Annotated in this window: 15 protein-coding genes and 2 tRNA genes; 13 read left to right on the top strand and 4 right to left on the bottom strand. The window is 66.9% G+C overall.

The genetic code is table 11. The features are described from left to right. Positions 1–14: 14 nt before the first annotated feature. Positions 15–103, bottom strand: a tRNA-Ser gene (locus tag ACIUM1_RS16125). Positions 104–186: 83 nt separating this feature from the next. On the opposite strand from ACIUM1_RS16125, the gene hisC reads away from it, so the two are divergent. The 3 genes from hisC to ACIUM1_RS16110 all read left to right on the top strand — a co-directional run bounded on the left by hisC (position 187) and on the right by ACIUM1_RS16110 (position 3089). Next, a complete protein-coding gene (gene hisC, locus ACIUM1_RS16120; protein WP_406813656.1) occupies positions 187–1254 on the top strand; it encodes a histidinol-phosphate transaminase in 1068 nt (355 codons plus the stop codon). A gap of 10 nt (positions 1255–1264) precedes the next feature. Continuing rightward, positions 1265–1726 carry a DUF4334 domain-containing protein gene (locus ACIUM1_RS16115; RefSeq protein ID WP_406813655.1) on the top strand — a complete coding sequence of 154 codons (462 nt, stop codon included), beginning with the start codon at positions 1265–1267 and terminating at the stop codon, positions 1724–1726. A 316-nt stretch (positions 1727–2042) separates the two neighbouring features. Further along, positions 2043–3089, top strand: a complete 1047-nt coding sequence (locus ACIUM1_RS16110) for an IS30 family transposase (protein WP_406813654.1) — start codon at positions 2043–2045, stop codon at positions 3087–3089. Between the two features lie 34 nt (positions 3090–3123). Here the strand turns inward: ACIUM1_RS16110 and ACIUM1_RS16105 are convergent, their stop codons facing one another. Then, a complete protein-coding gene (locus tag ACIUM1_RS16105) occupies positions 3124–3723 on the bottom strand; it encodes a TIGR03086 family metal-binding protein (RefSeq protein ID WP_406813653.1) in 600 nt (199 codons plus the stop codon). 23 nt (positions 3724–3746) lie between these two features. On the opposite strand from ACIUM1_RS16105, the gene ACIUM1_RS16100 reads away from it, so the two are divergent. Genes ACIUM1_RS16100 through ACIUM1_RS16085 form a run of 4 tightly spaced genes read left to right on the top strand, consistent with a single transcriptional unit; the run spans position 3747 to position 7208 of the window. Beyond that, positions 3747–4571 carry a crotonase/enoyl-CoA hydratase family protein gene (locus ACIUM1_RS16100; RefSeq protein ID WP_406813652.1) on the top strand — a complete coding sequence of 275 codons (825 nt, stop codon included), beginning with the start codon at positions 3747–3749 and terminating at the stop codon, positions 4569–4571. Positions 4572–4596: 25 nt separating this feature from the next. Beyond that, complete coding sequence (gene lipE / locus ACIUM1_RS16095) at positions 4597–5835, top strand: lipase LipE (protein WP_406813651.1); 1239 nt, start codon at positions 4597–4599, stop codon at positions 5833–5835. 29 nt (positions 5836–5864) lie between these two features. Continuing rightward, positions 5865–6056 carry a hypothetical protein gene (locus ACIUM1_RS16090; protein ID WP_406813650.1) on the top strand — a complete coding sequence of 64 codons (192 nt, stop codon included), beginning with the start codon at positions 5865–5867 and terminating at the stop codon, positions 6054–6056. Positions 6057–6092: 36 nt separating this feature from the next. Then, positions 6093–7208 (top strand): hypothetical protein, encoded by a 1116-nt coding sequence (locus tag ACIUM1_RS16085; RefSeq protein WP_406813649.1) that lies wholly within the window; start codon positions 6093–6095, stop codon positions 7206–7208. A gap of 6 nt (positions 7209–7214) precedes the next feature. Here the strand turns inward: ACIUM1_RS16085 and ACIUM1_RS16080 are convergent. Continuing rightward, a tRNA-Ser gene (locus tag ACIUM1_RS16080) sits at positions 7215–7301 on the bottom strand. 37 nt (positions 7302–7338) lie between these two features. Here ACIUM1_RS16080 and ACIUM1_RS16075 point away from each other — a divergent pair. Further along, the gene (locus ACIUM1_RS16075) at positions 7339–8307 is read left to right on the top strand and encodes an NAD(P)H-quinone oxidoreductase (protein ID WP_406813648.1); all 969 of its coding nucleotides are present in this window, start codon (positions 7339–7341) and stop codon (positions 8305–8307) included. A gap of 68 nt (positions 8308–8375) precedes the next feature. On the opposite strand, the gene ACIUM1_RS16070 is transcribed toward ACIUM1_RS16075, so the two are convergent. Beyond that, positions 8376–9572, bottom strand: a complete 1197-nt coding sequence (locus ACIUM1_RS16070) for a cysteine desulfurase-like protein (protein WP_406813647.1) — start codon at positions 9570–9572, stop codon at positions 8376–8378. A 118-nt stretch (positions 9573–9690) separates the two neighbouring features. Between ACIUM1_RS16070 and ACIUM1_RS16065 the strand changes: the two genes are divergently transcribed. The 5 genes from ACIUM1_RS16065 (at position 9691) to ACIUM1_RS16045 (ending at position 14804) form a co-directional block, all read left to right on the top strand. After that, a complete protein-coding gene (locus tag ACIUM1_RS16065) occupies positions 9691–11664 on the top strand; it encodes a DUF6541 family protein (RefSeq protein ID WP_406813646.1) in 1974 nt (657 codons plus the stop codon). A 78-nt stretch (positions 11665–11742) separates the two neighbouring features. Further along, complete coding sequence (locus ACIUM1_RS16060; RefSeq protein ID WP_406817703.1) at positions 11743–12192, top strand: bacterial proteasome activator family protein; 450 nt, start codon at positions 11743–11745, stop codon at positions 12190–12192. Between the two features lie 17 nt (positions 12193–12209). Further along, entirely contained in the window at positions 12210–13052 is an 843-nt protein-coding gene (locus tag ACIUM1_RS16055) for an ABC transporter ATP-binding protein (protein ID WP_406813645.1), read from the top strand. After that, complete coding sequence (locus ACIUM1_RS16050) at positions 13045–13977, top strand: glycosyltransferase (RefSeq protein WP_406813644.1); 933 nt, start codon at positions 13045–13047, stop codon at positions 13975–13977. The genes ACIUM1_RS16055 and ACIUM1_RS16050 overlap by 8 nt, the downstream gene beginning before the upstream one ends. After that, the gene (locus ACIUM1_RS16045; RefSeq protein WP_406813643.1) at positions 13974–14804 is read left to right on the top strand and encodes an ABC transporter permease; all 831 of its coding nucleotides are present in this window, start codon (positions 13974–13976) and stop codon (positions 14802–14804) included. Before ACIUM1_RS16050 ends, ACIUM1_RS16045 begins: the two co-directional genes overlap by 4 nt. The last annotated feature ends 1 nt before the right edge of the window (position 14805 follow it).

The raw sequence follows: 14805 nt of genomic DNA, 5'->3' as shown, positions 1-14805 counted from the left end.
GCTAAAGGATCTAGCGGAGGCGAGAGGATTTGAACCTCCGGTCCCCTTTGAGGGGGACAACTCATTAGCAGTGAGCCCCATTCGGCCGCTCTGGCACGCCTCCCTTGGACTTTCTGAGGGTACCGACCCCTTTCCGGTCTCGCGGAACCGGCCATACTGTACACAGTCGCGACATAAACTGTCGAAGTGACCGCCCGCCTGCGCAACGAACTGGCCGGACTGCCAGTGTATGTCCCCGGCAAGAACGTGCCGGGCTCCATCAAACTGGCCAGCAACGAAACCGTGCACGGCCCGCTGCCCAGCGTGCACGCGGCCATCGAGCGTGCGGTTGCCGTCGTCAACCGCTATCCGGACAACGCCAGCGTGGACCTGAAGGCCGCGCTGGCCATGCACCTGGGTTGCGATGTCGCGCCCGAGCAGATCGCGGTCGGTAGCGGTTCGGTCACCTTGTGCCAGCAGCTGGTTCAGATCACCGCCGCGGCCGGTGACGAGGTGATGATCGGCTGGCGCAGCTTCGAGTGCTACCTGCCCATCATCCAGGTGTCCGGCGCAACCACCGTCAAGGTGCCGCTGACCGACCACACCCACGACCTCGACGCGATGCTCGCCGCGATCACCGACCGCACCCGGCTCATTTTCGTGTGCAACCCGAACAATCCGACGTCCACCGTCGTCGATCCGGACGCACTGACGCGCTTCGTCGAGGCCGTACCGCAGCACGTTCTGATCGCCATCGACGAGGCCTATGTCGAATACATCCGCGACGGCATGCTGCCCAACAGCCTGGAACTGGCCCTGAGCCGTGGCAATGTCGTTGTACTGCGCACCTTTTCGAAGGCCTACGGGCTGGCGGGGCTGCGCGTCGGTTACGCGGTAGGCCATCCCGACCTGATCACCGCGCTGGACAAGGTCGTCATGCCGTTCGCGGTGACGAACGTCGCGCAGGCGGCAGCCATCGCGTCGCTGGAGGCCTCGCACGAGCTGATGGCGCGCACCGACACGCTGGTGGCCGAGCGCACCCGCGTCAGCACCGCGCTACGCGAGGCGGGTTTCGAGCTGCCCCCGTCACAGGCCAACTTCGTCTGGCTACCGCTGGGCGAGCGCACCATGGACTTCACCGAGCAGGCCGCCGAGGCGCGCCTGGTCGTGCGGCCGTTCGCGGCTGAAGGCGTCCGTGTCACCATCGGTGCGCCGGAGGAAAATGACGCGTTCCTGCGTTTTGCCCGCGATTGGATTGCCCGCACCGAATCGTAAGGAGTCGCTCGTGGACGTCGCGCGAAAGAAGTTCACCGAGTTCAAAGAGCGCAGCGGCGCTATCGCGGATTCCGAGCTCGACGACTTCTGGGCGGAGCTTCAGCCGGCGACGATCGAGGACATGCTCGGCGAGTGGAAGGGCGGCGAATTCCAGACCGGCCACAAGATGAACGGTCAACTGGAAAAAGCCGGGTGGTACGGCAAGACCTTCAAGTCGGTCCGTGACGTGCAGCCCCTGGTCTGCTTGGACGCCGACGGCAACAAGTTCTCCAACGTGGAGATGGGCAAGGGTGAGGCCAGCCTCTGGCTGGAGGACTTTCGCGGAGAGGTCACCGCCACCATGGTTTACGACGGCCAACCGGTACACGATCACTTCAAGAAGATCGACGACGACGCCGTGATGGGCATCATGAACGGCAAGGGCGTCCGGGATAACGGCAAGTATTACTACTTCTACCTGGAACGCGAGTAGGTCTGGGCGCTCGAGTGTGAGCTCACGGCGTCGGGTGTGCGTCCGCGGTGGCGACACGGCGGGCGGTTTCCCGGGATCGATGCAACACATCGTCTGTGTGAGGAGTGTTGTGGGATCTCGTTTGTATCCGCCGTCGACGGTTTCTGCGTTTTGGGATCAGGTTCGCGCTGGTGTCAGTGTTGCTGAAGCCGCTGCGGTCGTGGGCGTGTCGGAGCACGCCGGGCGTTGTTGGGTCGCTCAACGTGGAGGTGTGAAGCCACGATTGAGCAAACGAGTCACTGCGGGGCCCAGGCCACGGCTAACCCAGCGTGAGCGAGTGGAGATCCAGGTCGGCGTGGGCCGCAACGAGTCGTTGCGTTCGATCGGCCGGCGGTTGGGTCGGGCGGCGTCGACGATCAAGCGGGAGCTGGACCGTACCGTGCGCAACCGCTATGACGGTCGCAAGTCGGGGTATCGGCGCAAGCAGCGCTTCGGGGCCCGCCAAAGCGGCACCACGGCCACGGTGCACTACGACGCGCTGGCCGCTGAGCGGTTGGCCGGGCAGCGGGCGCGTCGGCCCAAACCCGGCAAGCTCGGTACAGATGTCCGGTTGCGCCGGGAGGTGCAGACTCGATTGCGGTTGCGCCACAGCCCGCAGCAGATCGCGCGGCGGTTGCGGTGTGACTTTCCCGACGATCCGGAGATGTGGGTGTCACACGAGGCGATCTATCAGGCGATCTACGTACAGGGGCGGGGTGCGCTGCGCCGCGAGTTACACCAGTGCCTGCGCACCAAACGCGCACTGCGCCGCCCCCAGCATCAGCCCGGCACTCGCCGTGGCCGCATCCCAGGCATGGTCAACATCAGCCAGCGCCCACCCGAGGTCGCCGACCGCGCCGTGCCCGGGCACTGGGAAGGCGACTTGATCCTGGGCAGCACCGAATCCGGCTCGGCGATCGGCACTCTCGTGGAACGTTCCACCCGGTTTGTGATGCTGCTGTATCTGCCCGACAACCACGGCGCCCTGGCCGTGCAGAACGCCATAGTCGAAAAGATGACGGAACTGCCCGAGCACCTGCGCCGCTCGTTGACCTGGGATCAGGGCAGCGAAATGGCCAACCACATCGCCATCGCCAAAGCCACCGACATCTACTTCTGCGACCCGCACTCTCCCTGGCAACGCGGCAGCAACGAAAACACTAACGGCCTGCTGCGCCAGTACTTCCCCAAAGGCACCGACCTGTCCCTGCACGGCCCGGGCATCCTCGACAACGTCGCCGCCGAACTCAACGGCCGACCCCGCCAAACATTGGACTGGAAAACACCAGCCGAAGCACTCAACGAACTACTGTCAAAAAATCCACCTGTTGCAACGACCGCTTGAAGTCGCCCCGTACGAACACGCCGTGGCTGCACACTCAACGCCGTGGCTTCACACTCGCCGGGTCGCGGCCGGTGAACGCGACCAACTGCTCGAGCGCGCCGGCGTCGGCTGGGACGTCGACCGGGTCGGCGAATCCGGCTTGACCGCGTGACTCCGGCGTAATGATCTTGCGCGCCAGCCCCAGCACGTATTCGGACAGCGGCTCGGGCGCGTTGATGTCGTGTCCCACCGCGACGGCGTAATCCCAGGCGTGAACCAGGAATTCGATCGACAGGATGCCGCACGCCCTGTTCGCGGGCATCTCCCCCTTGCCGAACGGCACCGAACCGTCCAGACCGTGGCGATGCCAGGCGTCCAGCGCCGGCCGCGCCGCGGCGATCACCTGGCGCTCCACCGAGTCGCCTTCCTCGCGTTCCGGAATCTTTGCGCCGACCATGCCGCCGACACCCGAGATCGCGGTGAGCAGATGCCCCGTCAGCTCCGACACGTCGAATTCCGTACACGGGGTCCGCCGCGACAGGTCGTCGGCCGCGATGGGGTGCAGCACCCGCTGCAGCACTCCCAGGGTGTCTTCGGCGCTGTGCAGCTCGTCGGTGGGCGGGGAATGCGGTCCGGGTCGCAAGTCAGGAGCCATATTCGCCACGCTACGGTCTCGATATGGCGCAAGCATACGAATCCGTCACCGTCGAGACCAAAGACCACGTCGCACAGGTGACGCTGATCGGACCGGGCAAGGGCAATGCGATGGGGCCGGCGTTCTGGTCGGAGATGCCGGAGCTGTTCGCGGCGCTGGACGCCGACCCGGAGGTGCGCGCAATCGTCCTGACCGGCTCGGGCAAAAACTTCAGCTACGGCCTGGACGTGCCGGCGATGGGCGGTTCGTTCACCCCGCTGCTGTCCGGCGACGCGCTGGCCGGCCCGCGGGCGGTGTTCCACCGCGAGGTCAAGCGCATGCAAGCCGCGATCAGTGCGGTCGCCGACTGCCGGACCCCCACCATCGCCGCGGTGCACGGCTGGTGCATCGGCGGCGGCGTCGACCTGATCTCTGCCGTGGACATCCGCTACGCCAGCGCCGACGCCAAGTTCTCGGTGCGTGAGGTCAAGCTCGCCATCGTCGCCGACGTCGGCAGTCTGGCCCGCCTGCCGATGATCCTGAACGACGGACACCTGCGTGAGCTGGCGCTGACGGGCAAGGACATCGACGCGGCCCGCGCGGAGAAGATCGGTCTGGTCAACGACGTGTACGACGACCCCGAGGCGACGCTGGCCGCCGCGCACGCCACCGCCGCGGAGATCGCCGCCAATCCCCCGCTGACCGTGCACGGTGTCAAGGACGTCCTCGACCAACAGCGCAGTGCGGCGGTCTCGGAGAGCCTGCGCTACGTCGCGGCCTGGAACGCGGCCTTCCTGCCGTCCAAGGACTTGACCGAGGGCATCTCGGCGACGTTCGAGAAGCGCCCGCCACGGTTCACCGGCGAATGATCGCACGCCACGTACCCTCGCTGGGGTGACGACACCAGACGGCAAGATCCGCCTCCCAGCCGACCTGGACGCCGTGACGGCGATCGGCGCCGAAGACCATTCCGAAGTCGACAGCGCCGCCGTCGACCGGATCTGGCAGGCCGCCCGGCACTGGTACCGCGCCGGCTTCCACCCCGCCATCCAGCTTTGCATCCGTCGGCACGGCCGCATCGTGCTCAACCGTGCGATCGGCCATGGCTGGGGCAACGCCCCGAGCGATCCGCCCGACGCGGAGAAGATCCCCGTCACGCCCGACACACCGTTCTGCGTGTACTCGGCGGCCAAGGGGATCGCGGCCACGGTGGTGCACATGCTCGTCGAGCGCGGCGTCTTCTCGCTCGACGACCGGGTCTGCGACTACATACCCACGTTCACCAGTCACGGTAAGCACCGGATCACCATCCGGCACGTGATGACACACAGCGCGGGGCTGCCGTTCCCCACCGGCCCCAGGCCCGACGTCACCCGCGCCGACGACCACGAATACGCGCAGCAGAAGCTGGGCGAGCTGCGGCCCCTCTACCGTCCCGGGCTGTTCCACATGTACCACGCGCTGACCTGGGGTCCGCTGGTGCGCGAGATCGTCTACGCGGCCACCGGCAAGGAGATTCGCGAGATCCTGGCCGCCGAGATCCTCGACCCACTCGACTTCCGCTGGACCAACTTCGGCGTCGCGAAGCAGGACGTCCCGCTGGTGGCGCCCAGCCATGCCACCGGTCGAACGCTGCCGCCGGTGGTGGCCCAGATCTTCCGCAAGGCGATCGGCGGAACCGTGCACGAGATGATCCCGTACACGAATTCGCCGATGTTCCTGACCACCATCATTCCGTCGTCCAACACGGTGTCGACCGCGCAGGAGATGTCGCGGTTCGCCGAGATATGGCGCCGCGGAGGCGAACTCGACGGCGTGCGGGTCATCAGCCCGGAGACGATGTACGGTGCGGTAACCGAATGCCGAAGGCTGCGACCGGATTTCGCGGTCGGCCTGCAGCCGGCCCGCTGGGGCACCGGGTACATCCTCGGCACCGACCGGTGGGGGCCGTTCGGGCGTAACGCGCCGCACGCGTTCGGCAATCTCGGCCTGGTCAACATCGCGATCTGGGCAGACCCGGCGCGCGGACTGGCCGCGGGCGTGGTGAGCAGCGGCAAGCCCGGGCGCGATCCGGAGGCCAAGCGCTACACCGCCCTCATGGACAAGATCGCCACCGAGTTCCCCGCCGGTTGACACCCCGCTTCGGTGGGAACACTGCCAGCATGGCTACCTACCGAGTGCTCAATCCGAAGGGCGATGTCGTCGCGACCAAGGACATCGAAAGCGCCGACAAGGCGCACGCATGGTTCGCAGACGAGGCGGTCGAGGGCAGCGAACTGGGCTGGCGCATGGAAGTCGAGGAAAACGGCGAATGGCACTTCTTCGACAGCAGCGAAGGCGATCGCAGCTACTAGGGTTTGGGTCCCGACGGGCGGGGCACCCGAAAAGGCATGGACTCTGGCCGCTTCCGCAAGCTGCTCGACGCATCAGGGCCATTCGCGTCGGTCTCCTTCGATGACTCGCACAACACCCACGACGCCGACGCTCAGCTCGAACTGAAGTGGCGCGCACTGAAGGAGGACCTCGAAAGTCGGGGCGCCCCCCAGGCTGTCACTGAGGACATCGAGCGCGCCGTGCTGGACGTGCATCCACCGATCGGGCGCAGCGGGCGGGCTGTGGTGGCCGGCGCCGAAGGTGTACTGCTCAATGAACACCTTTTGCGGCCACCGGCGCAGGCAGTCGTCCGCTTCTCCGACCTGCCGTACATCATGCCGATCGTCGAATACGGCTTTCACCACCCCGACTATCTGCTGGTGGAAGTCGACCACACCGGGGCGGACATCACCCGCAAGGTCGGCTCCACGCTGCACAAGGAGACCGTCGACGGCGGCGGTTACCCCGTCCACCACGCCGCCGCGGCCGAGTCCGCGGGCTACGGTGATCCGCAACAGCGCAGCGACGAAGCCGCCCGCAAGAACATCCGCGCCGTCGCCGACCGCGCCACCGAACTCGCCGACGAGGCGAACATCGAGCTGATCTTCGTGGTGGGTGAGGTGCGCTCACGTTCCGACTTGCTCGCCGCGCTGCCGGAGCGGATCAGCCAGCACGTCGAACAGCTGCATGTCGGAGCGCGCCACAGCGGATATGACGCCGAGGAAGTGCAGCGCGCCATCGAAGCCGCGTGCCTACGCCGGCATCTGAGTGTGATCGACGATGCAGCCGAGCGGTTCACCGCCGAGCTGGGCCGGCAATCCGGGCTGGCCGCCGAGGGTCTGGACGCGGTGTGCTGGGCGCTGCGCCTGGGCGCGGTCGACACGTTGATCATCGGCGAAATCGGTGACGCGACCGTGGTCGCGGACGAAGCCTTGACGACGGTTGCGCCCAACGAGAACGTGCTGTCGGAGCAGGGCGCCGCTCCCGAGAAGACGCTACGGGCCGACGAGGCCCTACCCATGTTCGCGGTTTCGATCGACGCAGCGCTGGTGCGCACCGACGAGCGGATCGCACCGGCCGACGGGATCGGCGCGCTGCTGCGCTACCCGCCGCCGCACCCGCCTGAGGGTTGACACGAGCGGTGGCGGAGGGATTTGAACCCCCGGACGGTGTTAGCCGTCTCTCGCTTTCAAGGCGAGTGCATTAGGCCGCTCTGCCACGCCACCGCTGCTTAGGGTAGCCGGACTCGGTAGCGTGGCGACCATGCGCGCCATCGTCGCCGAATCCTCCGAGCAACTGTCCTGGCAGGAGGTGCCGGACGTATCCGCCGGGCCGGGCGAGGTACTGGTCAAGGTCGCCGCCGCCGGCGTGAACCGCGCCGACCTGCTGCAGGCCGCCGGCAAATACCCCCCGCCGCCGGGAACCAGCGAGATCATCGGCATGGAAGTGTCCGGCGTCATCGCCGATACCGGCTCCGGTGTCACCGAATGGTCTGTCGGACAGGAGGTTTGCGCGCTGCTCGCCGGGGGTGGATACGCCGAGTACGTCGCCGTTCCCACCGGCCAACTGCTGCCGATTCCGGACGGCGTCGATCTGATCGACGCGGCCGGGTTGCCGGAGGTGGCCTGCACCGTGTGGTCGAACCTGGTGCTGACCGCGCACCTCTGCGAAGGGCAGCTGCTGCTGATGCACGGTGGGGCCAGCGGCATCGGCACCCATGCGATCCAGATCGCCCGCGCGCTGGGCGCCCGGGTTGCGGTCACCGCCGGGTCGGAGGAAAAGCTGCAGACCTGCCGCGACCTGGGGGCGGAGATCACCATCAACTACCACGACGACGACTTCGTCGCGCGGCTGCAGGAGTACGGCGGCGCCGACGTGGTCTTCGACATCATGGGTGCCTCCTACCTGGACCGCAACATCGACGCCCTGGCCAGCGACGGGCAGCTCGTCATCATCGGCATGCAGGGCGGCGTCAAGGGCGAGCTCAACATCGGCAAGCTGCTGGCCAAGCGGGCACGGGTCATCGGCACCACGCTGCGGGGCCGTCCGGTCAGCGGACCGAACAGCAAGAGCGAGATCGTGCAGGCCGTGACGGCCAAGGTATGGCCGATGATCGCCGACGGCCGGGTGCGGCCGATCATCGGCGAGCGGATACCCATCGAGCAGGCCGGCGAGGCCCACCACAAGCTGGCGGCGGGCGAGGTGCACGGAAAGGTCGTGCTGACCGTCTAGCCCGGGGCCCGGCCATCGATCGGCCGGATTCCCGCCCTGCGCGCACAAGCGATAAGGGTTTGGGGACCTCAGCCCAGCGACGCCAACGCGCGCACCAATTGGTCGACCTCGGCCGTCGTCGAATAATGCGCCAGGCCGACGGTGACCGCACCGCCAACGTCGTTGACGCCCAGCACATCCAGCGCGCGGGAGCTTTCGTTGGTGACGGCCAGGATCCCGTTGTCCGCCAGGCGCTGCACGACCCGTTCGGCGGGGACGCCGTTCAACGCGAAGCTGACCACCGGAATCCGCACCTCCGGCCGGCCGATCACCATCACCAGCGGCAGCGAACGCAACGACGCCATCAGGTAGTCGTAGATCCGGTTCAGATACGTCGTGGCGGACTGCATCGACACAGCCAGACGCTCGCGCCGGCTGCCGCGGGCGGACTCGTCGAGCGACGCCAGATACTCGATGCTGGCCACCACCCCGGCCAGCAGACCGAACTGGTGGGCGCCGACCTCGAGGCGCGCGGGCCCGACCGCCTTGGGGTCCGGCGAGATGGAACTGAACGTGTTGAGCAGCGCCGGATCGCGGAACACGATCGCCCCGATCGGCGGACCGCCCCACGCCGCGGCGTTCACCGCCACCACGTCGGCGTCGGTTTCCTTGGCGTCGAGCAGCCGGTAGGGCGCCGCGGCGGAATGGTCGACCACCACCAAGCCGCCGACGTCGTGCATCAGCTTGGTCATCGCACGCAGGTCGGTGACCGTCCCCAGTGTCGCGGAGGCCGAGGCGACGGCGGCCAGCCTGGTCGACTTGCCGATCAGGCCCTCCCACTGCCACGTCGGGAGCTCACCGGTCTCGATGTCGATCTCGGCCCACTTGACCTTGGCGCCGTACCGGTGCGCCGCGCGCAGCCACGGGGCGATGTTGGCTTCGTCGTCCAGGCGGCTGACGATGACCTCGTAGCCCAGTCCGGCCCGCGACGACGACGCCTCGGCGAGCGCCGACAGCAGGATCGCCCGGTCGGCGCCCAGCACCACACCCGCGGGTTCGACGTTGAACAGATCGGCGACCGCGGCGCGCGCCGCCTCCAGAACGGCGGCACTGCGCTGCGACGACGGGTGCGCGCCCACGGTGCTGGGACCGGACCTGCGAAAGGCCGTCGAGACCGTGGTGGCGACGGAATCGGGGATCAGCATCCCGGCGGGGGCGTCGAAGTGCACCCACCCGTCACCCAGCGAGGGGTGCAGTCCGCGCACCCGGGCGACGTCATATGCCATGTGGGCCACCTTAGAGCTTCCGCTTTTCTGCGAAACTGTGACGGTAGCGGGTGCCACAGACGTTCCGGCCAGTCGGTGGCCTCCCGAGCCAGGGCACCCGGCCAGCCATACTAGTCGAGTGGGGCTCTGGTGCGGAACGCTCATTGCATTGTTTTTGCTGATAGCGCCCGGGGCGATCATCGCACGTATCAGTCAGCTGTCTTGGCCGGTCGCTGTCGCGGTCGGCCCGGCGCTGACCTACGGCACGGTCGCGCTAGCCATCATCCCGTTCGGTGCGGTCGGAATCCCGTGGAACGGTTGGACGGCGCTCGCAACGCTTGTGGTGGTGTGCCTGGTGATGACGGTTCTGCAGCTGCTGCTGGGGCGCTACCGCGACACCGACGCCGAGGCCCGCGGCATCGGCCGCTGGCCGGCGGTGCTGGTCGCCGCCGGGGTGCTGCTGGGCGCCCTGCTGATCATGTGGGCGGCCTATCGCGGCCTGGCCACCCGGTGGCAGACCATCCCGAGCACCTGGGACGCGGTGTGGCACGCCAACGAGGTGCGGTTCATCCTGGACACCGGTCAGGCGTCGTCCACCCACATGGGCGAGCTGCGCAACGTCGAGACCCACCAGACGCTGTACTACCCGTCGGTGTTCCACGCCCTGACAGCGGTGTTCTGTCAGCTCACCGGGGCGGCGCCCACCACCGGTTACACGTTGAGCTCGGTCGCGGCCTCGGTCTGGCTGTTTCCCAGCAGCGCGGCGATGCTGGCCTGGCAGCTGCTGCGCCCCGCCTGGGATCAGTGGCGTACCGCAGGGGTGGCGGCCACCACCGCCGCCCTGTCGGTGTCGTTCACGGCGCTGCCCTACGTCGAGTTCGGCGTCGCCGCGATGCCGAACCTGGCGGCCTACGGGGTGGTGGTGCCGACGTTCGTCTTGATCGCCTCGACGCTGCGGCACCGCGACCGCATCCCATTGGCGGTGCTGGCCTTCGTGGGGGTGATGTCGGTCCATCTGACCGGCGGCTTCATCGTCGTACTCTTTCTGGTGGCCTGGTGGTTGCTGGATGTGCTGTGGCATCCGGTGCGCGGCCGGGTCGCCGACGGCGTGACTCTCGCGGGTGTGGCGGTGGGCACCGCGGCGATCCTGTTGCCGCAGTTCATCAGTGTGCGTCAGCAGGAAGACATCATCGCCGGGCATTCTTTCCTCACCCACCTCAGCAAGAAACGAGGGCTCTTCGACGCCGTCTTCCAGCACTCGCGCCATCTCAACGACTTCCCCTACCAGTACGGGCTCATGGCGCTGGCGATCCTCGGCGGCGCCATGTTCGCCTACAAGAGGATTTGGTGGCCGCTGGCGGTCTGGCTGCTGCTGGTGGTCGTCGACGTCGACGCGGGAACACCGCTCGGCGGCCCGGTCGGCGCGATAGCCGGCGCGTTCGGCGAATTCTTCTATAAGGACCCTCGCCGGATCTCGGCCGCGATCACGCTGCTGTTGATGCCGATGGCGGGGCTGGCCCTCTTCGTGGTGGTGACGGCGGTCGTCGCCGCCATCAAGCGGGTGACCGAGCGGCGAAGACGGCTCCCCGCACCCGTCTGGGCGGGGGCCACAGCGTTATTACTGGTGGCGGCGACGGTATTGACCGCCCGCCACTACTTTTATCGACACCTGGTCCTGCTGGGTGACAAGTACGACTCCGTCATCATCGATCAGCGCGACCTGATGGCGATGGCATACCTGGCGACGCTGCCCGGTGCGCACACCACGGTGATCGGCAACGCCAACACCGACGGCACAGCCTGGATGTACGCCGTTGCCGACCTGCACCCGCTGTGGACCCACTATGACTACCCGCAGCAGATGGGCCCCGGCCCCAACCGGTATATCTTCTGGACCTCGGCCCGCAAAGGCGATTCCGATCCGCGGGTGCTCGAGGCGATTAAGGCGCTCAATATCCGGTACATCTATACCAGCACGCCGACTGTCCGGGGGTTCGCCGTTCCCGAAGGACTAGTGTCACTGGATAAGTCAAAGTCGTGGGCGTTGATCTACGACAACGGCGGTGCCCGGATTTACGAATGGCGCGGAAACGGCGCAACGCCACAGTCATAGTCAACAAAGGATGGTGAAGAGTTGAGTACCCGCAACGATGACGACGGCGTCGAAATCATCGGCGGCGTCGACCCGCAGATGATGGCGATGGCCGACGACGACGACGAGCGTTCCCTGACCGACCTGGTCGAGCAGCCTGCCAAGGTGATGCGCATCGGGACCATGATCAAGCAATTGCTCGAAGAGGTGCGGGCCGCACCTCTGGACGAGGCCAGCCGCAACCGGCTGCGAGAGATTCACGCGACCAGCATCCGGGAACTGGAAGAGGGCCTGGCACCGGAACTGCGTGAGGAACTGGACCGCCTCACCCTGCCCTTCAACGGGGACGCGGCGCCGTCGGACGCCGAATTACGCATCGCTCAGGCACAGCTGGTCGGCTGGCTGGAGGGGCTGTTCCACGGCATTCAGACCGCGCTGTTCGCCCAGCAGATGGCCGCCCGGGCGCAGCTGGAAAAGATGCGCCAAGGCGCGCTTCCCCCCGGCATGGGTAAGCCGGGCGGCGCGGCCGGGCACGGTCAGTACCTGTAAGCGCACTTGAGTAGTTGATGGTGTCCGGTCCGCACATCGAGACGCACGACGCGTGGGTGGAATTTCCCATTTTCGACGCCAAGTCGCGCTCGTTGAAGAAGGCCTTCTTGGGCAAGGCCGGCGGCACGATCGGCCGTAACAGCTCCAACGTGGTGGTGGTCGAAGCGTTACGTGACATCACCATGTCGCTCGAGTTGGGTGACCGGGTCGGTCTGGTGGGCCACAACGGTGCGGGCAAATCGACTCTGCTGCGCCTACTTTCGGGCATCTACGAACCCACCCGGGGCTGGGCCACGGTCACCGGCCGGGTCGCGCCGGTCTTCGACCTCGGCGTCGGCATGGACCCCGAGATCTCCGGCTACGAGAACATCATCATTCGCGGCCTGTTCCTGGGTCAGACGCGAAAGCAGATGCTGTCCAAGGTCGATGAGATCGCCGAGTTCACCGAGCTGGGCGACTACCTGTCGATGCCGCTGCGCACCTACTCCACCGGCATGCGGGTCCGGCTGGCGATGGGCGTGGTCACCAGCATCGACCCCGAGATCCTGCTGCTCGACGAGGGCATCGGCGCGGTGGACGCCGACTTCCTGAAGAAAGCGCAGTCGCGGTTGCAGAGTCTGGTGGAGCGCTCCGGAATCCTGGTGTTCGCCAGCCATTCCAACGAATTCCTGGCGCGGTTGTGCAAGACGGCGATGTGGATCGATCACGGCGCCATCCGCATGTCCGGCGGCATCGAAGACGTGGTGCGTGCCTACGAAGGGGAGGACGCGGCCCGGCACGTCCGCGAGGTGCTCGAGGAGAACGAGCAAGTGAGTCGGGTCGAGACACCCCTGGCCCAAAGAGCATCCGGGGATGAGTGAAACCGTCGTCGCCGTCGTCGTCACCCACCGGCGCCCCGACGAGCTGGCCAAGTCGCTCGATGTGCTGACCACCCAGACCCGGCTGCCCGATCACCTCATCGTGGTGGACAACGATGCTTCCGGTGAAGGCCCGGGCTCCGGCCGGGTCCGCGATCTGGTTGCCGGCCAACCGATTCCGACCACATACCTGGGATCCCGCCGAAACCTCGGCGGCGCAGGAGGTTTCGCGCTGGGTATGCTGCATGCCCTGGCGCAGGGCGCCGACTGGGTATGGCTGGCCGACGACGACGGACGCCCGCAGGACTCGAACGTTCTGGCCACCCTGCTGGGCTGCGCCGAAAAGCACGGCCTGGCCGAGGTATCGCCGATGGTCTGCAACTCCGACGACCCCGAACGGCTGGCCTTCCCGCTGCGGCGCGGCCTGGTATGGCGCAGGCGCGCAAGCGAATTGCGTACCGAGGCGGGCCAAGACCTGCTGCCCGGGATCGCGTCGCTGTTCAACGGCGCGTTGTTCCGGGCCGCCACCCTGGACGCGATCGGCGTCCCGGATCTGCGGCTGTTCATCCGCGGCGACGAGGTGGAGATGCACCGACGGTTGGTGCGATCCGGTCTGCCGTTCGGGACCTGCCTGGACACGATCTACTTGCACCCTTGCGGATCCGACGAATTCCGCCCCATTCTGGGCGGCCGGATGCACACCCAGTACCCCGACAACGACACCAAGCGGTTCTACACCTACCGCAACCGCGGCTACCTGCTGTCACAGCCCGGCCTGCGCAAGCTGCTGGTGCAGGAGTGGGTGCGGTTCGGCTGGTTCTTCCTGGTGACCCGTCGCGACCCGCGCGGCCTGCTGGAATGGATCCGGTTGCGGCGCTTGGGCCGTCGCGAGCGGTTCGGCAAGCACGATGCTGGAGGATCCCGATGACCTTCCTGGATGCGGCGGCACAGTCGCGGACGTTCACCCGCGCCCGGGGCGATCTCGTCGACGGCTTCCGCCGGCACGAACTGTGGCTGCACCTGGGCTGGCAGGACATCAAGCAACGCTACCGCCGCTCGGTGCTGGGGCCGTTCTGGATCACCATCGCGACCGGAACCACCGCCGTCGCGATGGGCGGGTTGTACTCCAAGCTGTTCCATCTCGAGCTCTCGGTGCATCTGCCGTATGTGACGCTGGGACTGATCATCTGGAACCTGATCAACGCCGCCATCCTGGAGGGCGCCGACGTCTTCGTCGCCAACGAGGGACTGATCAAGCAGCTCCCGACGCCGCTGAGCGTGCACGTCTACCGGCTGGTGTGGCGGCAGATGATCTTGTTCGCGCACAACATCGTCATCTATGTCGTCATCGCGATGATCTTCCCCAAATCCTGGTCGTGGGCGGATCTTTCGGTGATCCCGGCGCTGGCGCTGATCGTGCTCAATTGCATCTGGGTGTCACTGTGTTTCGGCATCCTGGCGACCCGCTACCGCGACATCGGCCCGCTGCTCTTTTCGATCGTGCAGTTGCTGTTCTTCATGACCCCGATCATCTGGAACGACGACACGCTGCGTCAGCAGGGCGCCGGGCGATGGTCGAACATCGTCGAACTCAATCCGCTGCTGCACTACCTGGATATCGTTCGCGCCCCGCTGCTCGGGTCACATCAGGAACTGCGGCACTGGGCCGTGGTGCTGGTGCTGACGGCCATCGGCTGGCTGCTGGCCGCCTTCGCGATGCGCCAGTACCGCGCCCGGGTGCCCTACTGGGTGTAGC

This window comes from Mycobacterium sp. M23085, assembly GCF_045343915.1.
In the GTDB taxonomy this organism is placed as follows: Bacteria; Actinomycetota; Actinomycetes; order Mycobacteriales; family Mycobacteriaceae; genus Mycobacterium.
This window is presented reverse-complemented; position numbering and strand designations above follow the sequence as displayed.